We start from the raw sequence: 18,701 nt of genomic DNA on the forward strand, positions 1-18,701 counted from the left end.
CGGCCCCTTTCGCCGTGGTCCCCTTTGATCTCTTCGCAAGGTGACAGGCCACTTGCTTGTTTAACCTCGAAGATTGGTACGGTATACAACAGATTCTGCGTATCAATCTTCTTCCCCCGGTTTAGTAGAGGATGAGGAGTTTTTTTATATGGCTGACGTTGTACATAGTAATTCTCAACATGGAGGGCGCCACTGCGCGTATTGTGGGCAGAGCGTGGCCCCATTGTATCCCGTTGCTACCGCTGAAGTTGTGGCGGCCGGCGAGCCGAAGCGCCTGGTGTGCCATACCTGTCGCAGTCTTGGACGTGGGCGGGCGAACGCCGTGGCCAACAAGCCACCGGTGAGACAAGCAGAGTCGAAGACGCCGGTGGTGGCGAAGGCCAATGAGAAGCAACATAAGAATAAGAAGTAGTGGTTGGGCTGCTGGTGAGGAGGTGATGTTGTTATGAGTCGGCGTAGGAGCAGGCGGCAGCGCATAGCCGAGCAGGTGGATCTGGCCGGGCTGACGCAGGAAGATCTGACCTGGGGACGCAATGTATTGGGTGGAGAGGAGGATTATTATTGGCGGCGGCTGAGCGACGATTTCGCTTTGAAGGATATCGTGCCCGCGACGTATCTGGAACTGCATAATCAGTGCTATGAGGCCTGGAACGCCAACCCGCTGGCGTCCGCGATCATTGAGATGACCACCAGTTTTGTGCTGGGCAAAGGGATCAGCATCGAGGCCAACCACAAGAAGGTGCAGCGCCTGCTGCAACAATTCTGGCATGATCCGGCCAACCGCATGGATGAGCGCATCTATGATCTATGCCAGGAGCTGGCGCTGTATGGGGAGATCTTTGTGCGCTTCTTCGTCAATCCCTATGATGGCAGCGTCAGGCTACGGCTGATTGATCCTTCGCTGATCGACCTGATCGAGACCGATCCGGAGGATGTCGAGACACCCTTACGTTTTCATCGGCGCCCGCTGGGACAGAATGTGTCGCAGCTGGTGAGTCCTGAGCAGCTTAGAATGCGAGTGGAGGCCGTAGATAGCGAGGGCGAGTGGTTCCAGGCCGGGACCGAGATGGTGCAATTCGCGATCAATAAGGTCTCCAATGCCAAGCGTGGGCGCTCGGACCTGGCGACGCTGCTACCCTGGCTGCGGCGCTATAAGGACTGGTTGACGGATAGGGTGCGCATCAATAAATATAAAGGCGCCTTTCTGTGGGATGTGCAGCTGAGCGGCGCCGATAAGAAGACGATTGATCGCAAGCGCATGGAGTATAGCTATCCACCCGAGCCGGGCAGCGTGCTCTTGCACAATGAGTCCGAGAAATGGACGGCGGTACAGCCAGCCATCAATGCCAATGATGCCCGCGAGGATGGCCGGGCGCTCAAGTTGATGATCGCGGTCGGTGCTGGCCTGCCCGAGCATTATCTGAGCGATGCCTCGCAGGGCAATCGAGCCACCGCCGCCGAGATGGGACTGCCTGCCCTGCTCAGATTCCAACGGCGGCAGAAGATCCTCAAATATATCGTGCGCACGATCCTGGATCGCGTGTTGCTGGAGGCCCGGCGCGCAGGGAAGCTGGGCACGTCCATCGACACCAGCTATGATGTGCTTTTCCCCGAGATCGATTGCGCCGACCACCAGACGCTGGCCAGTGCATGCAGAGCCTGGTCAATGCCCTCACGATAGCCAAAGAGCAGGGCTGGGTGAGCGATGAGACCGCCATGCGGCTGCTGTTCCAACTGGTCGATGTCGAGGTGGATGTGCATGAGGAGCAGGCGAAGATCGGACAGGCACAGCAGGATGAGGGAGGGCCGCCGATGCCGCTCGATAATCGCAAAGTAGCGCACATCCAGAGTTTGCAGGCGCGCGCGCTGGCTGGGAGGCAGAAGACGGTCGTTTTCGTCTACCAGAGCGGTGGCAGCTATAGCTACCAGGCCATCAATGTCATCTTCCGTCCTCAGGCCAGCATCGAGCGCCAGATCCCCGCCAGGGATGGCCAGCCACCACGCCCCGTCTACGATACGCTTATGCTGGCCCCGCTCAGTACCTCATTTGTGGGCCTCGTCATGATCGCCGATACCGCGACCGCCACCGCCGCAGCCGTACAGGGTGCCAGAAAATACCAGCTCATCGAAGCGGTCCCGACTGGCATCGTTCCCGGTGGCACCCGCAGCTACGCCTACCTGCGCCGCCTCCTGTAGAGGTCAGGGCGCCCACAACCTCAACGCAGACCTGACGCCTTATAAACAAGAGAAAGAAAGGGAGCTTTATGCATTCGTACCCCATTGAAACGCGGTCCACAGCGGACCTGCAGCCATTTGATCTTGAACTACCCGGCCTCGCTATGCCGCCAGCTTTGCAGCCTGACGCATTATTGGCCGACCAGCTGGCTGAGCCAGCAGCCGACGAGGCAACGATTGTCACGCCCGAACTGGATGGTAGCGCCGAACTGGCAGCTTTCGCGCCACTGGTTCCAATACAACTGGTCCCTGAGCGGCAGATGGCGGAGCGCCCGGGCGAGCTGGCTGCTGGAGCCTCGGACCTGTTGCAGGATTATCAACAGGACAACATACCAGATGATACCGATGCCACGGCGGCGTGGCAACACTACATGAGTCGGCGTGAGCGCCATTTGAGCCTGCTAGCGGCTGGCTGGAAGCAGGATGACCAATGTTAGAGCAGCCGCCAGTGCAAACTGTCCCATGTGAAGAGCAGATCCGTATCGATGGACAGATCGTTGAGCAGTTGTCCGCAGTAAGTTCTGAGGATGGTCATGCGGTGCGCGTCACCATCATTCAGGGTGGGCGCTCAAAAAATGGTTATGTCTACGATGAGGCCGCGCTGCGCCAGATCGCGCGGTTGATCGAGGGGGCCCAGGCCTACGCGGACCATGCGCGCTCCACTGAGGATCAGCTTAATCGCTCGGTGCGCGATGTGGTCGGCTTTTACCAGGATGCCGCCTATGTGGCTGATGGAGGGTGTGGTCGGGTGGACGCGACCCTGCATATCTTCGAGGCCGCCGACTGGCTCTGGTCCATCATCAAAGAGGCCTGTGACTGGGCCGACCCGAGCTAATCGGGCTCTCCATCGACATCTTCGGACAATGGCAGCTCAACGAGGCCAGCAAGGCCAAAGAGATCAGCAACGTACTTCAACTCAACTCGTGCGACATCGTCACGCGGCCCAGCGCGGGCGGCAGCTTCCGGCGCATTCTCCACGAAGATATCCCCAACACATCAAATAATCACAACAGACAAGGAGAACAACATCCCATGGTAGAGACAACCAGTACAGAGGTCTCGCAGCAGATAGAGGTCAGCGGGCGACTACAAGAGCAGCAACAGCAGATTGCAGAGCAGCGACAAGAGGTCGAGCGCCTGCTGGGCGAGGTCGGTATTCAGAAAGCCGGCCTGCTGCTGGAGCGGCGCTTACAGGAGAGCATCCTGCCCGAGGCCGCCCGGGCCCAGGTGCGCCAGCGCCTGCAAGGACGGCTGTTTGAGGAACAGGAATTGGAGAACGAGATCAACTCCGCCCAGGCCCTGCTGGCCCAATTGAGTCGCGACGGCCTGATCCGGGGCAATGGCTATGAAAAGGCAAGCATTGGCTCAATGGTCACCGAGGCCGAGAAGGTCCAGGCCGCCTTTGATGCCATGTTCGACCTGGATATCGACACCAGCAAGCTCGGCAACATTCGCGGCTTCGTCAGTATCCACGAAGCCTATAGCCGCGTCACTGGCGACTCCTCGCTGCGGGCAGGCATCAGCAATAGCAGCCACCTGGGCGCGATCCAGGTCGCCGAAAGCGCTCCCATCGGGCGCATCAATGAGGCCGACACCACCACCGCCAGCTTCTCCTACCTGCTTGGCACCAGCATGAACAAGCGCCTGCTCAAAGACTACCAGGCCTGGCCAGCTGAATGGCAGAAGTTCGTGACCATCGCCCCATTCGGGACTTCAAGCAGCAGACGCGGGTGCGCCTGGGAGCCTTTGGCAGCCTGCCGGTCGTGGCCGAAGATACGCCCTATAGCGCAGTGACCCTGACCGATTCGGCCGCCACCTACGTACCGCAGAAGCGTGGCAACCTGGTCACCATCTCACGCGAAACCATCCTCAATGATGACCTGCAGGCCATCCGGCAGATCCCACCAAGCTAGCGGTCGCCGCAGCCTATACCCTGGCCGAGTTCGTCTACTCATTCCTATCAGGTAATCCGGTCATCTATGATACCTCCAACCTGTTTACCGCTGGCGTGCCCCACAACAACCTGGGGGCGGCCGCGCTCTCGACGACGGCCATGCAGAGCGGCATCACCGCCATGCGCGAGCAGACCAACTATGCTGGTAAGCGCCTCGGCCTGCGTCCACGCTACCTGGTAGTACCCCCGGAGCTCGAATGGACCAGCATGGTCGTCACCAAATCCGCTGGCGTACCCGGCTCGCCCAACAACGATATCAACCCCATGCTCGGCTATGTTACCCGATAGTCTCGCCGCAGCTCAGCAGCACCACGCAATGGTTCCTGATCGGCGATCCGCGCGAGATCGATACCATCGAGATCGGCTTTGTCGGGGGCAGGTAAACCCTCGCTCTTCATCCAGGACCAGCCGATCCTGGGCCTCAACTTCACCCAGGACGCCATCACCTACAAGATTCGCCATGAATATGGTGGCGCCGTAGTCGATTATCGTGGCCTCTATCGCGGCATTTAAGCGCCGCGAGCAATCCTCTTTTAGGGAAGGAGAATCTGGTTGACGAGTTTTATGAATGCGGATGGGTCGGGGTTGGTGGGCGGTTTGAGTCCGTCTGGGAGCGGCCAGGCTTTGCAGGTGGATGGTAGTGGCAATTTGAAGACGACGCCCGCCAGTAGCGCGTCCCTGGATGGTGGGGTGGGACAGGCCTTTACGCCTGAGGTGGTGTACCTGTTCAATAATGGGGCGCCGGGCAGTAATAGCTTTGATCGTAAGCGTGAGCTGCAGGGAAAGGGTATCATCTTCAACAATATTACGGCCGGGGGCGGTGTTGGCTCGACCAGCCTGACGCTGTCTTCGGTGGCGGGCTTGATCGCGGGGGCGCCCATCCTGCTGGTTGGTGGGGGCTATACCGAAGTGGTGTATGTCGCCAGTAACTATGTGCCGGGCAGCAATCCGGTGAGCTTGCAGTCGGCGATTGTGTATGCCAGCCATACCGGAGCCTTCTGGGATGGCTATGCGCCGCAGGGGCCGCTGCTCAATGGCCTGCTGGCTACCGGCATTGATCCCGTTGCCAGCGTGATTATTGATCCCAATGCCGGCAACTACTACCTGGTGCGTGCGGCTTCGCAGGACAACTGTTCGGGCTCCAACATTCCATTGAGTAGTCCAGCGCTCTTTAATGGCAGTAGCCTGGACCGGGCGGTCGGCATCAATGGGGTCCCCAGCGTGCAGAACTGGGTGCGCCAGTTGACGTTGCAGGGTCATGCTTATAGCGTGCATAGCGGCCTGCAGAGCGCGGCGGCCGGCACCAATGATTATCCCCTCAGTCTGTTCAATCCGGCGGGCAGTGGCAAAAGCATCCTGGTCTACTCACTGCGCGTGGCCGCCAGTAACGCCGCCACCAACGCCATCAATGCACGCCTCAAGCTGACGACCAGCGATCCAGCTTATGGCAGCCAGGCCACGGTCAGCAACCAGAAGGCCGGTGGGGCGGCCAGCGCCATTGCCTCTAGTTGCACCTATACCACGACCTCCACGACCCCAACAGCTCCCTTTGCCATGGTGGATATCGGCAACGGACCACTGGAGCTCTTGCAGAACGAACAATGTGTTTACCTGCCGGCGGGTAGTGCCAATGGCCTGACCCTGACATTGGAGACCAGCGCCGCCGGCAGCTACATCATCAGCATGAAGTATGTTGAGTTTTAAGACATCTGGATTATCCGGATCATTAAGGAAGGAACAACTTGATATGTTAGATCAACTCGAATTTGCCTTTGGCCGCTATAACGGTGGCCAGACCGCCCCGATTGGTAGTTACCTCAATCCACGGACGCTGGCCATCCAGCAATTGAGCGCCGATGGTGCGCTGCCGCAGGATGGCACCTGGGTGCGCGTCGATCCCTCGGCCAGCCAGACCCTGGCCGTGATCGCCAGCAACGTCAATGCTGTGCTGGGGACCAGCTATAGCGCGGCCAGTTTCCACACGCAGGGAGCGGGCGACCTGATCGGCAATCCAGGCCAGGGCGGCAACGACGCCTGAGCAGCTTTGAAGTGAGGAGTGGAGGTACCCGATGGCCCAGGTTATCAAGCGCGCCCTGCTGACCGCGTTTAATCCGACCAGTTATACCGCCTCGGTCCTGTTGTTGGAGGCAACTTCGACTGAGCTGACCAATGTCCCGCTGGCCTTTCAAGCGGACGGTAGTAGCACGCCAATCAACGGCTCACTGTGCGCCGTCCTCTTCTTCGACGAGCATAACGCCACCGATGCCGTCGTGCTCGCGGTCTATAGCACCGGCTCGGCGGTCCCCACACCGCCGCCGGGGCGCATCACCTTTGTCAACGGCTATCGTCAGATCAATGGGGATGTGTTGAGCGCGGGCACCCTGGCGACCTATACCTTGAGCGGCGGTAGCTCGGGCATCCCCGGTCGTGCCCTGGGCGTGCTCTACAAAGCCTACTTTAGCAGTAGTAGCGTCAATAGCTACCTGCAGCTCGCCCCGCATGGGGCCAGTGACCTCAGCGCCTATGTCACCCTCGGCAATATCGCCAGCGCCGGCGCTACCATCAATGGTGGTGGCCTGCTGGCCCTGGATGCGCTGGGCCGCGTCGACATCAAAGCCTTTGTCGGCACCTGTACCCTGACCCTCTACACCTATGGATATGTACTATGAACCAGCAAAACAACTATCCCAGGCAGTTCCGAGCAACGCATCGAGCGCTGGGTATCCCGACTCGAAAGCCAGGCCCACGAGTTGTTGGCGGACCTGGATATCGAGGAACTGAGCCAGAAAGAGCGCCTCAACTTCGCGCTCAAGATCCTGGGCCAGATCCAGCACTTCCTGACCATCAAACAGAAACTGGCTAGCCCGCCTGCCGCCGCCAATAATGTGCAGATCTGGCTGCAGAACCTGATGCAGCAGATGCGTGGTGAAGGACCGGACGACAGCAATGTCGTAACAGATGAGTTAGAGACAGAAGGATTGTAGCCAGCATGGCCAGAGTTATTAGTTCCTCCCTGAGCGCCGCCATCCAGGCTCCCACGCGCGTTCCCGCCATCGGCGTCAGTATCGAGGATCATATCCTGCACTACCAGCTGTACCAGAGTCCCGGAGCAGCCGATGGCTGGCATGACGCCTGCCTTGCCAACGACGGCAGCATCGTACGTATCCGCCTGACGCGTGGCAGCAATGCCTATGCCCAATCCCTGCAATGGCAGCGCATTACTGATGCCAGCAACGCCAGCCAGTGGAATAGCTGGACCACGCTGGGCGGGGCTAACTCCACCTGTTTTGAGGATGGTGGATGCGCACTCTCCAACAACGGCGGTGTCCTGCGCGCCTTTGTGCAGCAGGGGAGCGGCGGGAGCGCCCTGTGGACCTGGAATAGCAACGACAACGGCCAGAGCTGGAGCAGCAGCCCGGCCACGGTCCTGACGCCACCCAGTAGCGCCACCATCCTGGGCATCGGCAGCGCCGGCAACAACGATGTCTTCTTCCTCTATCAGCTCGTCAGTGGCGTCCTGACCGGCTGCTCTTTCTATAGCGGCAGCAGTTGGGGTAGCCTGCATAGCACCACCCTCTCAGCCATCCCCTATGGAGCTGGATTGGGAGCCTACTGGGATGGACAACTCTACTGGCTTGTCTCCAGCGATGGCAATACGCTGTATGAAAGCAGCTATGCCCCGGCCACCAACAGCTGGCAAAGCTATCCAGCCATCGCACCCGCCACCGGGAGCGCCATCACGCGTCGCGCCCCACGGCTGCAATACGACTCAAGCACCGGACTCTACAACCTGACCTGTATCGAGGCCGACAACGGCCTGCTCACTGGCGCCGTCTACAGCTATCCACGCATCCGCCAGAGCGCTGACCTCCAGCACTGGTCGCAGGGCAGCATTATCCATAGCATGGCCGCCCAATATGGAGCCTGTCTGCTCAGCACCTTTAGCGCCAACCTGCTCATCAGTATGTCCAGCGTCCTGCGCGCCCCATTTACAGCCAGGATAGCCAGCACTACCTCAACTGCTCCAACAGCGTGATTTCTTATAGTATAAAAGAGCAGCTCGCTAAGCCCGCTATGCTGGAGTTGGTGTTGGATAATAATCAGGGGGTCCTGGGGGCGGCGCTCAGTCAGCCGGGGGCGACGCAGCCGATCGGTCCGAATTGCTCAGTGCTGTTGCGTGCGGGCTATCGTACCGGGACCCCACCGGGCTCACCTGAGCTGGTGCTGGTGGGGACGTATCGCATCGTGTCGATCCAGCTGCTGCGCTCGCCGGGGGTAGCGCAGTTGCGCCTGCTGTGTAGCGATCTCACCCGGCAACTGGATCAGGTCAATCGCTTCCAGATGACCTATACGGCGCAGCCGCTGGGCTGGCTGTTGCGCGAGATCTGCGTCCGGGCTGGACTGTGCGCGCTCTCGCTGCCCACCAGTAGCCAGCTGGGCCAGAGCGTGCCACTGTTTGTCCTGCCGGCCGGTGGCACATATCGCAAGGCCCTGAGCGAGCTGTGCCGCATCTATGATATGCAGTACTTCCTGGATCAGAATGAGGTGCTGCAATTCCGCGACCTGAGCGGCGCCGCCAGCGTTAGCTGGTCCTATCAGCCCGAGTTGGAACTGCTGAGCTGGGAGCAGCGGCAGCAGCGCGGCAACCATATTATTGTTAGCGGCAAGCCACCAACCGGCGGGGGGACAATGGCCCTTACCAGTGCCGAGGTCTATGATGACCAGCAGATGCAGTGGAGCGGACAAGAAGGCCTGATCCAGCATGTCGATCAAAAACTACTCACCGTGGCCCAATGTGCCAGCAAGGCGGCTTTCCTGCTCGCCCAGGAGCAACGGGCGCAGCTCCAGCACCGCATCCAGATCCCCTTTAATCCTGCCCATCAACTGCTGGATGTAATCACCATCAGCGATCCGAGCATCGCCGTGAGCACTAGCGCCCGCATCGTGCAGAGCAGTTCTGTCTATGAGGCCCAGCAGGCCATATATCAGACAACACTAGAACTTGAAGGAGTGTAAGCACTATGGAATTAAACAACTTTCCGATGAAATCGCAGCGCACCGAAGATCCAACCCAGGCGAATCGCGAATATGATTGCGTCGCCACCAGTATCGCAGCCTGCATCCAGTTTTTGACCGGGCAGCCCACCACCGGGAGCCAGCTGAAGAATAGCATCTATGGGGCCAGCTACATAGGCGCCACCATGGTCAGCGACTATGTATCCGAGGTGGCCAAACGTGGCGTGGTTTTGCGCACGCTGGATGGCGAGATGGCCAGCCTCTTGTCAAGTATCCGCGCCGAACTGGCCCAGGGACATCCCGTGGTGGCCGCTGAGCTTGATCCTTATGTCAGCGCCGCCCTGGACTGGACGCACATGATCGCCTTTTATGGCTGTAGCGCGACCACCCTGACCGCGATGGACCCCTATATCGCCCAGCCCATCACCAAAAGTGATGCCGACTGGCTCAAAGTCTTGAAATACAACGAGGTCTGGCCCCTCTCCAAGCAACCTGCCGCGCTGGTGGAGCATGTGCCGACCGGTTGGAAGGATGATGGTACGACCCTGACGGCCCCCAATGGTTTCCCGGTCATCAAAGGTTTTCGGACTTACATCCTGACGCACGGCTGGGATAGCGATGATCTGCCATTAGAGGCCGAGCAGAGCGTCCAGCAGCTTGAAGTGGGCAATCCCGGCCTGGGCGGCGGCAGTCGCCAGCGCTTCCGTCGCACCACTTTGGAATGGAATGCGACCCATGCCGTGTTTGAGGCCTGGACCGGCCAGGAACTGATGGCTCTGGAGCAGCTGGGGCGTCAGCTGACGAAAGAGCGCGATACCTTAAAAGCCCAGTTGCTGCAGGAGAATGTCACCTGCGATGTCCTCAAGGCCCAACTGCAGCAAGTTAACCAGCAATTGCAGCAGGCCCAACCACAGAAAGCCACGCTGGCGAGTGCTCCCGCCGCAGGCGCATAGTTCCCGCGCCAAAGGCGCTCAAGAAGTCATCTTCTATGGTGTAAAAAGTGCTCTTCGCGCACTTTTTACACCATAGAAGAAAACAGGTGCGGGCGCGCCAGCGCACGCTTGTAGTAAGAGAAAGAGAGAGTTTTATGCCTCACACAGATCTTCTGACCACCCTGCTATTGAATGCTTTCCCGTTTCTTTGCGTGGTTGCCGTCTGGTGCCTTAAGTTTTTTGAGCACCAGCTTCCCGGCAAGCAGCAAGAGATGCTAGAGAAATGTGTCCAGATGGCCGTCAGCATGGCGGAACAGGCCTACGATGATTATGGTCCACTGGAAAAGAAGCAGGTGGCTTTGCGAGCCTCAATCGAGCTTTTTAATGCTTTCCACCTGCCGGTGCCGCAGCCGGGCGCGCTCAATACCGCCCTGGAGGCCGCCGTCTTCGCGGTACGCCAGAACCAGCGCCCGCGCAGCCCCTACCAGGACGCCCCCACACGGGTTACGCCGGCGGTTGTGCCTGCGGCCCCGGTCCCGCCCCGGCCAACCGGGCTGCTTCAGGGTTAGCGTGGCCGGAGGAGCGAGCTATGCTGCTAACCGATCTTGAAAATATGTTGCGGCTGGACCTGTTTGATCCAGCCGGCAGCAACCAGCGCTGGAGCCAGGCCGATCTCGATCGCGCCCTCGACAAAGCCGTCGAGCGCTACTCTGAGTATTATCCCAATATCGCCTATGTCGATATGCCCACCCAGCCCGGACAGCGCACCTATCCCTATCCCACCAGCTGGAACGCCAGCTATCCTGTGCTGTGGATCGAGCGTATCCTCTATCCACTCCAGATCGCAGGCACCTCGCTGACCGCGCCTATGGCGGCCCCACCGCCAGCGCCGTCAGCGGGAGCGGCCTGGGCAGCGGCACCTACCAGTACGCGCTGACCTTTTTGACGGCCGGAGGCGAGACGCTGCCATCGCCGCTGGCCACGGTCACCACCAGTAGCGGCAACCAGAAGGTCAACCTGAGCAATATTATGCTGGGGAATAGCCAGCCGGGCCAGCCCGGGGTCAGCAATCCCGTGATTGGGCGTGCCCTCTACCGCTCGCTGGTGGGCAGCTCGACCCTCTACCTGTTGACCACGCTCAGCGATACGGTCAGCAGCAGCTTTAGCGATACCTTGCCCGATAGCGGGTTGCTGAATCAGCCACAGGCGCCGCAGGTCAATAGCTCCGGCATCATGCGCTGGCCGCCCGTCGAGCGCGCTTTTAGCGAGTTCTCCAACCTGTTTGATTCGGCGGTCGCCCTGGCGGTGGGCGGCAATCTGGGTAGCCAGGGCACGGCTGGCAGGGGGAGCAGTGTCGTTGGGAGCCAGCAGCCAACCTTTACTTTGCAGCTGCCCGCCGGCGAGCTGCCGCAGGATAATAGTCTCTTGATGCGCATCTTCTATGCCACCAAACACCAGCTGGACAGCAGCGGTTCGACCATTCCCGAGGTGCATCGCGACCTGATCGTGCTGGGGGCCAGCGCCTATGCCATGGAGGCCTACCAGGTCCCGACCAACGACAACTTTGATGTTCAGGATGGCGCCCTGCATGATCGCCTCGACGATACGCGTATCCCCACTGCCTGGGCCGCCACCGCAGGCCAACGCATGGCCCAATTTATGGCCCGCCTGCAAGAGATCAAGCAGCAGCGCGATTATGCCAGCGCCGCCCGCCTCCATTGGGGCGACATCCCACGCTACTGGGGCCGCTTATAAATAAAGCATTTGTATTCGTGATGTTTTTTGGAGAGGATGATTGCATTTTGGATGTGTTGAGTTTGTTGAATTTATTATTGACGATTGGCGCTATTCTGGGGGGCGTGCTGGCTTATCGCGGTGGCATGGCGCGCACGGCCAACCATATTCAGGAGCGGGTAATCAATGCGCTGGAGGCTGAGTTGACGGGGATGCGGGCCAGGCTGGAGGATATGAAGGCTGAGAATACACGTTTGAGCCTGATCATCGATACGATCTGTGTGGCGCTGCGCCGACGCGGGATCGCGGTCTCGATCGATGGTGATATGGTCTCGATCAGCGATCATAGCGGGGCCAGCACCATGGCGCGTATCCAGGAAGAGCAGGAACGGTAATGGCAACTATTGGTGTCGATTGTGAGGTAATTCTGGATGGCACAGGCTACTTTTTGCAGCCCGCGAGCTATCAATTGTTGCAGCCCCGCATTCGTAAGACGAGCGTGCGCGCCGATGGCTCGCTCTCTTATGTCGATCTGGGACCCGGCAAGCGCAGCTGGAAGCTGGTCGTGCTCTGCCTCAATGACCTGTTGCGCTATGATGGCCAGCCAACCGGAGTGAGCGGGCAGGCCTACCGCGACGCGCTGCGGGCCAGCTATAGCGGTAGCGTGGGCTCGACCCTGACTTTTATTGACCCCGTCAATGGCAGCATCAATGTACACTTCGATAGCTATAGCGAGCGCATCTTTGATCTGCATAGCCAGGTCGGCGCCCTGGCCACTGGTGGGAGCCTGGCCGCCTCTTACGAAGTAACGATTGAACTGTTGGAGGCCTGAAGATAGCATGGAAGCAGAGAAGTTTCAGCCCGGCATCGGCTGGTTCGCGCGCCACATCCTGGGCAAGCCGCTCTATCCCTATCAGGAGCAGGTCGGAGATGCCATTCTGGCCGCCATTCGCGCGGGTCGCGGAGACACCTTCACCGTCATGTTCGCTCGCCAGATGGGCAAGAACCAGCTCAGCGCCGTCCTTGAGGCCTATCTGCTCTTCGCGTATGACCAGGGCTCGATTGTCAAAGCCGCCCCGACCTACAAGCCACAGATCGTCAATTCGCGTATGCGCCTGCTCAGCATGCTCGAAGCCCCCATGCTACGCGAGCGCGTCTGGAAATCCTTCGGCTACATCATCGGCCTGGCTCCCGAGCCCGAGGCCGTGGCCGCCCAGAGCGGTCCGCGCATCCTCTTCTTCTCAGCTGGACCCGAGTCCTCGATCGTCGGGGCCACCGCCAGCCTGCTACTGGAGATCGACGAGGCCCAGGATGTGCAGCTAGAGAAGTACGATGTCGAGCTTAAACCGATGGCCGCCACCAATAATGCTGTTACCGTGATGTATGGCACGGCCTGGACGGACGACACGCTGCTGGCGCGCATGCGGGCGCATAATCTGGAGCGCCAGGAGCAGGACGGCATCCAGCGTCACTTTGAGTGTGACTGGCGCACCCTGGGTCGGATCAACGCGCGCTATCGGCGCTTCGTCGAAGGCGAGATGCGGCGCCTCGGCGAAGAGCACGTCTCGATCCGCACCCAGTATCGGCTACTCCCCATCAGTGGCGCGGGCTTCCTCTTCAACGAACTGCAGCGCCACCTGCTGCGTGGCAGCCACCGCTGGCTGGCCGATCCAGCGGAAGGCGAAGAGGATGGTTACTATGTGGCGGGCCTGGACGTGGGTGGCGAAGAACGCCCACGCCCGGGTCAGGAGCAGCAAGCGAACAACAAACGCGATAGCACCATCCTGACCATCGGCCGTGTCCGCTATAACGAGCTCGAACTGCCCACCATCGAGATCGTGCACCAGCAATGGTGGACCGGCCTGCGCCATGGCGACCAGTATGCCCGTGTCGGCGCGCTGCTGCAACAATGGAATATTCGACGCCTCCTCATCGACAGCAGCGGACTCGGTGAAGCCCTCGCCAGCCTGCTGTGCGACAAGTTTGGTCCTGAGCGCATCAGTGGCTACAAATTCAGTCGCAGCAGCAAGAGCCGCCTGACCTACCAGCTCCTCAGCCTGGTCAACTCCGCCCGCATCAAGCTCTACCAGCCAGAGGAGGCACCCATGGATGTCTATGAGGAATGCTGGAAACAGCTGCGGCTGGCCCGCTACCGCATCCCGGCCGAAAACTGCCTCGACATGTACGTCGACCCCGCCGAGGGACACGACGACTTCCTGATGAGCCTCGCCCTCTGCGCCGAAGCCATCCGCGACCTGCAGCCCCGCCCATAGAAGCGGCCATCGTCCGACCCCGCCAGCTCTACCTCGGCGACGGCCGCTTCTAGTGCATAGACGTTTATCATCAATACGGGTAAAGCTCAAAAGCCGCTTTTGAGCTTTACCCGTATTGATGATTTTTAGCACTTATGAGCGTGTCCGCATCCTGGGGGGCAGCTAGTCGCGGCTCATCATGGCCCGGACCTCTGCCTCGAAGTCGTGGTACTCCTCACCGCTCACATCAAAGACTACTCGCTTGATTGTGCCGCCGCTGAATGCCCACGGTGAACTGCCCGGATAGTCGTTGGTGACGGGTGAGCCGCCATCGTGTCCGATGTTCAAGCCTTCGCCGCAGAGGGCGAACTTTCCGAGCTGGGTGCACATATCCTTGAACGTGCCGACCTGCTTGTCGTTAATGTAGAGTTTGGCTGTACCAACGCACTGGTTTGGCACAGGTGAGTTGCGAATCGCCTGTAGCTTCTCCTTGGCGAAATCTATGTGCCCCTAATTATTGTTTACGCTACCGTCCTGCCGCGCGTATTCCCGAAATGATTGATAGCGCGACCTGCCATATTGGTTTTCGATGTGTCTACATCCCTGGTGAAAGCTCACACCTCTCTACATGAGCCAAAAGGAGATCCAGTTCAAGACCCCAGCCTTTTTTTTGTTTGGGTCGTTTCCGCCTCCCTGGTGGTAGAAATACAGCATATTGCTAGAGCTTTTCGGCCATTATTGTCCCACATGTTGATGAATTTGCCGCTCGCGCAGCGTCCTGTAATGTAAATACATATAGAAGCGGCACGGAAGGAAGTACTCTGATGGCGGAAAGAAAAGATATTGTCGAGCCATGCGCGCCACAATTTTATCCTCAGATTACATTGAAGCAAGTGGCATCCCAGGTTGTAGAGCATACCCTCTATTTTGCGAGTGGCGTTTATCTCTATGCCTTGAATGCAGGCACCGGGGCACTAAAGTGGGGCTTGTCGATCAAGAAGGCGCCGTTTAAGTCGACCACCCTTCCGGATGGCATGATATTTACAGGGCCACCACCTCTGGATAGCCTGGTAGGGCTGGCTGCGCAGCAGGATAGGGTTTTTGTGAGCTCGCTTAACTCTTTCGTCTATGCCCTGGTGGCCGTAGATGGGACGATCATCTGGCAGCATGAGATTGACCTTGCCAGTGGTATGCCCACGATTGCAGGCGAGACTATTTATGTTCCATCGAGTACTATTTATGCACTGAATACGAAAGATGGGGTTGAGCGCTGGAACCTTAGCACGAAGGGTGTGGTGACCTCAGTCCCTGTTATCGTCGATAACACACTTTACATTGGCTCTTATGACAATAACATCTACGCGCTCGATATCGAGAACGGCCAGGCGCGCTGGACGTATCAGACCGATGGGCGCGTCTATATTGATCCTATTGTCGATCAAGGAACGGTGTATGCCGGCGCGGGCAACGATGGGCCATGTCTCCTGGCGCTCGATGCTCAGAGTGGAGAATTGAAATGGCAGAATTCAGTGTTTGTGGATAGTATGTCGCAATTGCTGGTACATGAAGGTCTGCTTTATGTCTGTCAGCGGGATCACCTGGTTGGACTCGATCCAAAGAACGGAAGGCCTGTCTGGAAATATCCTGGCATCAATAATGCGAGCTTGCTGGCCAGCAGGCATACGCTGTATGTGGCTGCAAGCAGCGGGGATGTCTATGCTTTTGATTGTACCCGTCATCGTTTGCTGTGGCGGCAAAAGCTGCGCACCCTTACTATTGGCCAGCCAAGCCATATGAAGTTGATTGCTGATGAACTATATGTTGGTTTTAATGAACATGGACGTGGCCAGCATGGGACTGTGCATGCTATCAACGTGTTAACGGGTAGCGAAGACTGGTCTGCTAGCGCTGAGTGGGTCAATGCGCTGGATGTAAATGAACATGTACCATCCATGTAAGACGATACATTTTTTACATTATTTTTTGAATGAGCTATAATTTCCAAACAAGCCACTATCTTGCTGCACTAGAAAGACAAATGCGATGTTTTCAGCTCTTGCCCATCTGCGAAAAACCATTTTGACGCTTCCCCGGGCTTATTGGTTCTTATGGGGAGGAACATTAATCAATCGTGTAGGGATGCTGGTCCTGCCTTTCCTGGCTATCTATCTCACAATTGATCGCCATCTGCCATCTCAGGTTGTCGGCCTGATCGTGGCGTTGCCGGGGGTAGGAGGTATCCTGGCCTCGCTCCTGATGAGCGTCCTCGCCGACCGGCTTGCGCGCAAATATGTCTTTATCATCAGCCTATCCATCTCGGCCTGCTTCTTGCTGACCATTCCTTTTATCTCCTCTCTTCTCTGGCTGGCAGGCATGGTTCTGCTCTGGAGTATTGCCAGTGAGGCCCAGCGACCTCTGGCTGGCATGTTAGTGATGGATCTGGTTTCACGTGACCAGCGCAGGCAGGCCATCTCCCTGTTACGGATGGCCATGAATGTTGGCAGCATGGTGAGCGCATCGCTTGGAGGGCTGATCGCCTCGATTGCTTTTCTCCCGCTCTTTGGCGCAGATGCAGGGACGACGCTGCTCTTTGCCCTTTTCATGCTTCTCCTGTTTCCCCGGCCGTTGCCATCCCTGCCAGATGTCCAGGAGCCGCGTCCCCCGCAGGCCCTGCTGGCGCCTTTGAGGGACCGCACTTTTCGTCGCATCTGGCTGGTTGGCTTCTGTACCACCATGGTTCTGAGCCAGCAAACAACGACCCTGGCGGTGTACCTTACCAGGCTTGGTGGAAGCCCCGTGCTCTACGGTGGCTTGATGGCGGCCGGAAGCTTGCTGGTGATCCTGCTGGAAGTTCCTTTGACGGCCCTCTTCCAGCATATCCCAGCCGGCCGCATCATGGCACTGGGCAGCCTGATCCTGGCCGCTGCGGCAGCGATGTGTAGCCTGATTGTTGCACCTTACTGGTTGGCGCTACCACTGCTCGCCTTCGTCTTTGGCAACATGCTTTTCTCACCTCCTTATGATACGATTGGGGCTGATCTCGCACCAGTTGAGCAGCGGGGAGCCTATATGAGCTTCCTGTGGATCGCAACGGGCCTGGGATTTGCTGTAGGACCCGCTCTCGGTGGTGTGTTGCTCCACTACTCACCGCTGCTGTGCTGGTGTATTGTTGGCTGCATTGGCTTGCTGGCTGTTGCGCTGGCCTGGAATATTGTGCCTGGCGCACAGGATGTGTAAGGCTCCTGTCGCTTTTTATGAGTTCAGCCTGTCAGCCAGCCACGGACGTATAATTGGTAGGACGTTCGCCGCCTGCATGGCCTGAATATGATCGAGGCCAGCCAGCACGCGTACATCCCAGCCAAGTTCTTCCAGTCGTGACTGTTCGCGTATGATCGGGCCAGCTAAGCTCACAAGCACATTGCCCATTTCGGGCCGTAGTGTATCTCGTCCGCCGAACCCACGAAGCAGAGGCGAGGACAGGTGATCTGTGGCTGGGCGGCCCGATCGTCGAAGCTCTGGAGCGCCTCGTAAAGGGTGACGAACTGTCGCGTCTGGTCCTGCGACAGAGCGACCGATGACCATTCATCATCATCCTGTTGCGGCTCAGCCTGAGGAGCACACGCTATCTCATAGGTCGCAGTGGTTACACGGAGCATTTCTTTGTATGGGCCATCTAGCGGCGGAAAGCCACCCATGATAAGCGCCGATAGGCGATCGGTTCGTGTGGCGAGCTGCAGCCCGATCAACGCCAACCAGGAATACCCATAGTAGGCGAAGCGATCCGCTCCAACGCTATCAGCTACGGCGAGTAGATCGCTGACGATATTGGCTGGTGTCAGCGTCTCCGGTTTTGGCGCGCTCAGGACCTGACCCTCATAGTTGAAGGCCACTACACGGAAGGTGTCGCTCAAGCCCTTAATAAGGGATTGGCCCAGGGCCGGATCGACGCCATACTTGCGCATTTCATCGGCCTGCGGACCCTCGACTGGTCGCGGATTGACCGGCAGTAGCAGGGTTGGCCCTGTACCTGTGACCTCGATCTCGATAGTGCTTCCGTCATGCAATCTAACTTCAGGCATGTAAGTTCCCTCCATAATTCGTTTCATGGCTACCCTGAATGCGGGCAGCGCGCGTTGATTTTTCATGTCTTCTTCAAATGCATGCATGCGATCTGATCCTGGCTGGCCACGCCTTTTTCTGGATCATATCTCTACTTTACAACACGGATGCCCAACTGGAGGGTTAAGCCGGGCAGCGTTTTTGTCCATAGACACGATCACGCCCTATTCACGCTCAGTTTTTGACCTGAATGCGGTATGCAGAAATGCCTTGATGAAAGAAAGCCTCTTAAATCACCTGAGGGTTTCACATAAAGCTTCACAGCAACCGGGCAACTAGAAACACGCGCTGTACGTGCGGAGCTTTCCTCCGCTTAATCCGCTCTCGCATGAAAAACATGAAATAACAATGATGTGATCCTAATCCAATATCCACACCGCGCTTTTCTTGTTACTTCTTCAAGTCGGAACGGTAAAAAGTGGGGGCAAGCCCCACACGTACAGAGCGTGTTTCTGGTTG

The 18,701-nt window shown here is 58.4% G+C and carries 25 protein-coding genes and 1 pseudogene; 23 read left to right on the top strand and 3 right to left on the bottom strand.

Features of this window, described 5'->3' with window-relative positions; all coding sequences use genetic code 11:
- The first annotated feature begins 148 nt into the window (after window positions 1–148).
- The 5 genes from EL645_RS25285 (at window position 149) to EL645_RS25305 (ending at window position 3,070) form a co-directional block, all read left to right on the top strand.
- Window positions 149–412 (top strand): hypothetical protein, encoded by a 264-nt coding sequence (locus tag EL645_RS25285; protein WP_126553369.1) that lies wholly within the window; start codon window positions 149–151, stop codon window positions 410–412.
- A gap of 33 nt (window positions 413–445) precedes the next feature.
- On the top strand, window positions 446–1,681 hold the full coding sequence (locus EL645_RS25290) for a hypothetical protein (RefSeq protein ID WP_126553371.1): 1,236 nt from the start codon (window positions 446–448) through the stop codon (window positions 1,679–1,681).
- 17 nt (window positions 1,682–1,698) lie between these two features.
- Window positions 1,699–2,196 carry a hypothetical protein gene (locus EL645_RS25295; RefSeq protein WP_136625289.1) on the top strand — a complete coding sequence of 166 codons (498 nt, stop codon included), beginning with the start codon at window positions 1,699–1,701 and terminating at the stop codon, window positions 2,194–2,196.
- 68 nt (window positions 2,197–2,264) lie between these two features.
- The gene (locus tag EL645_RS25300; protein WP_126553375.1) at window positions 2,265–2,672 is read left to right on the top strand and encodes a hypothetical protein; all 408 of its coding nucleotides are present in this window, start codon (window positions 2,265–2,267) and stop codon (window positions 2,670–2,672) included.
- On the top strand, window positions 2,666–3,070 hold the full coding sequence (locus EL645_RS25305) for a hypothetical protein (protein ID WP_126553377.1): 405 nt from the start codon (window positions 2,666–2,668) through the stop codon (window positions 3,068–3,070). Before EL645_RS25300 ends, EL645_RS25305 begins: the two co-directional genes overlap by 7 nt.
- Here the strand turns inward: EL645_RS25305 and EL645_RS39575 are convergent.
- Window positions 3,067–3,213 (bottom strand): hypothetical protein, encoded by a 147-nt coding sequence (locus tag EL645_RS39575; protein WP_161977679.1) that lies wholly within the window; start codon window positions 3,211–3,213, stop codon window positions 3,067–3,069. The genes EL645_RS25305 and EL645_RS39575 overlap by 4 nt on opposite strands.
- Window positions 3,214–3,267: 54 nt before the next feature.
- Here EL645_RS39575 and EL645_RS25310 point away from each other — a divergent pair, with 54 nt between their 5' ends.
- The 16 genes from EL645_RS25310 to EL645_RS25375 all read left to right on the top strand — a co-directional run bounded on the left by EL645_RS25310 (window position 3,268) and on the right by EL645_RS25375 (window position 14,144).
- The gene (locus EL645_RS25310) at window positions 3,268–4,029 is read left to right on the top strand and encodes a hypothetical protein (protein WP_126553379.1); all 762 of its coding nucleotides are present in this window, start codon (window positions 3,268–3,270) and stop codon (window positions 4,027–4,029) included.
- Window positions 3,999–4,148 carry a phage major capsid protein gene (locus EL645_RS46345; RefSeq protein WP_161977680.1) on the top strand — a complete coding sequence of 50 codons (150 nt, stop codon included), beginning with the start codon at window positions 3,999–4,001 and terminating at the stop codon, window positions 4,146–4,148. The genes EL645_RS25310 and EL645_RS46345 overlap by 31 nt, the downstream gene beginning before the upstream one ends.
- Window positions 4,149–4,168: 20 nt before the next feature.
- Window positions 4,169–4,477, top strand: coding sequence for a phage major capsid protein (locus tag EL645_RS46350; RefSeq protein ID WP_503827030.1), 309 nt, complete (start codon window positions 4,169–4,171; stop codon window positions 4,475–4,477).
- Window positions 4,478–4,555: 78 nt separating this feature from the next.
- A complete protein-coding gene (locus EL645_RS39585) occupies window positions 4,556–4,702 on the top strand; it encodes a hypothetical protein (RefSeq protein WP_161977681.1) in 147 nt (48 codons plus the stop codon).
- A 39-nt stretch (window positions 4,703–4,741) separates the two neighbouring features.
- Window positions 4,742–5,893 carry a hypothetical protein gene (locus EL645_RS25320; RefSeq protein WP_126553384.1) on the top strand — a complete coding sequence of 384 codons (1,152 nt, stop codon included), beginning with the start codon at window positions 4,742–4,744 and terminating at the stop codon, window positions 5,891–5,893.
- Window positions 5,894–5,936: 43 nt separating this feature from the next.
- Window positions 5,937–6,227: a hypothetical protein gene (locus EL645_RS25325; protein WP_126553386.1), complete on the top strand. Its 291-nt coding sequence runs from the start codon at window positions 5,937–5,939 to the stop codon at window positions 6,225–6,227.
- A gap of 31 nt (window positions 6,228–6,258) precedes the next feature.
- The gene (locus EL645_RS25330) at window positions 6,259–6,858 is read left to right on the top strand and encodes a hypothetical protein (RefSeq protein ID WP_126553388.1); all 600 of its coding nucleotides are present in this window, start codon (window positions 6,259–6,261) and stop codon (window positions 6,856–6,858) included.
- An 81-nt stretch (window positions 6,859–6,939) separates the two neighbouring features.
- Window positions 6,940–7,173 (top strand): hypothetical protein, encoded by a 234-nt coding sequence (locus EL645_RS25335; protein ID WP_126553390.1) that lies wholly within the window; start codon window positions 6,940–6,942, stop codon window positions 7,171–7,173.
- Window positions 7,174–7,178: 5 nt separating this feature from the next.
- On the top strand, window positions 7,179–8,225 hold the full coding sequence (locus EL645_RS25340) for a hypothetical protein (RefSeq protein ID WP_126553392.1): 1,047 nt from the start codon (window positions 7,179–7,181) through the stop codon (window positions 8,223–8,225).
- A 53-nt stretch (window positions 8,226–8,278) separates the two neighbouring features.
- Complete coding sequence (locus EL645_RS25345) at window positions 8,279–9,205, top strand: hypothetical protein (RefSeq protein ID WP_136625290.1); 927 nt, start codon at window positions 8,279–8,281, stop codon at window positions 9,203–9,205.
- Between the two features lie 5 nt (window positions 9,206–9,210).
- A complete protein-coding gene (locus tag EL645_RS25350; RefSeq protein ID WP_126553396.1) occupies window positions 9,211–10,158 on the top strand; it encodes a C39 family peptidase in 948 nt (315 codons plus the stop codon).
- 134 nt (window positions 10,159–10,292) lie between these two features.
- Complete coding sequence (locus tag EL645_RS25355; RefSeq protein WP_126553398.1) at window positions 10,293–10,706, top strand: phage holin, LLH family; 414 nt, start codon at window positions 10,293–10,295, stop codon at window positions 10,704–10,706.
- Between the two features lie 241 nt (window positions 10,707–10,947).
- Complete coding sequence (locus tag EL645_RS25360) at window positions 10,948–11,892, top strand: hypothetical protein (protein ID WP_126553400.1); 945 nt, start codon at window positions 10,948–10,950, stop codon at window positions 11,890–11,892.
- Between the two features lie 47 nt (window positions 11,893–11,939).
- A complete protein-coding gene (locus EL645_RS25365; protein ID WP_136625291.1) occupies window positions 11,940–12,266 on the top strand; it encodes a hypothetical protein in 327 nt (108 codons plus the stop codon).
- A complete protein-coding gene (locus EL645_RS25370; protein ID WP_126553404.1) occupies window positions 12,266–12,703 on the top strand; it encodes a hypothetical protein in 438 nt (145 codons plus the stop codon). Before EL645_RS25365 ends, EL645_RS25370 begins: the two co-directional genes overlap by 1 nt.
- Before the next feature lie 7 nt (window positions 12,704–12,710).
- Complete coding sequence (locus EL645_RS25375) at window positions 12,711–14,144, top strand: hypothetical protein (protein ID WP_126553406.1); 1,434 nt, start codon at window positions 12,711–12,713, stop codon at window positions 14,142–14,144.
- A gap of 162 nt (window positions 14,145–14,306) precedes the next feature.
- On the opposite strand, the gene EL645_RS25380 is transcribed toward EL645_RS25375, so the two are convergent.
- Window positions 14,307–14,513 carry a hypothetical protein gene (locus EL645_RS25380; protein WP_136625292.1) on the bottom strand — a complete coding sequence of 69 codons (207 nt, stop codon included), beginning with the start codon at window positions 14,511–14,513 and terminating at the stop codon, window positions 14,307–14,309.
- Between the two features lie 434 nt (window positions 14,514–14,947).
- Here EL645_RS25380 and EL645_RS25385 point away from each other — a divergent pair, with 434 nt between their 5' ends.
- Window positions 14,948–16,081: an outer membrane protein assembly factor BamB family protein gene (locus EL645_RS25385; protein ID WP_126553410.1), complete on the top strand. Its 1,134-nt coding sequence runs from the start codon at window positions 14,948–14,950 to the stop codon at window positions 16,079–16,081.
- An 85-nt stretch (window positions 16,082–16,166) separates the two neighbouring features.
- Window positions 16,167–17,360, top strand: coding sequence for an MFS transporter (locus EL645_RS25390; RefSeq protein ID WP_126553412.1), 1,194 nt, complete (start codon window positions 16,167–16,169; stop codon window positions 17,358–17,360).
- Window positions 17,361–17,375: 15 nt separating this feature from the next.
- On the opposite strand, the pseudogene EL645_RS25395 reads toward EL645_RS25390, so the two are convergent.
- Window positions 17,376–18,202: pseudogene (locus EL645_RS25395) on the bottom strand (alpha/beta fold hydrolase).
- Window positions 18,203–18,701 lie beyond the last annotated feature (499 nt).

Origin of the sequence: Dictyobacter kobayashii (genome assembly GCF_003967555.1) — a bacterium.
GTDB lineage: Bacteria > Chloroflexota > Ktedonobacteria > Ktedonobacterales > Ktedonobacteraceae > Dictyobacter > Dictyobacter kobayashii.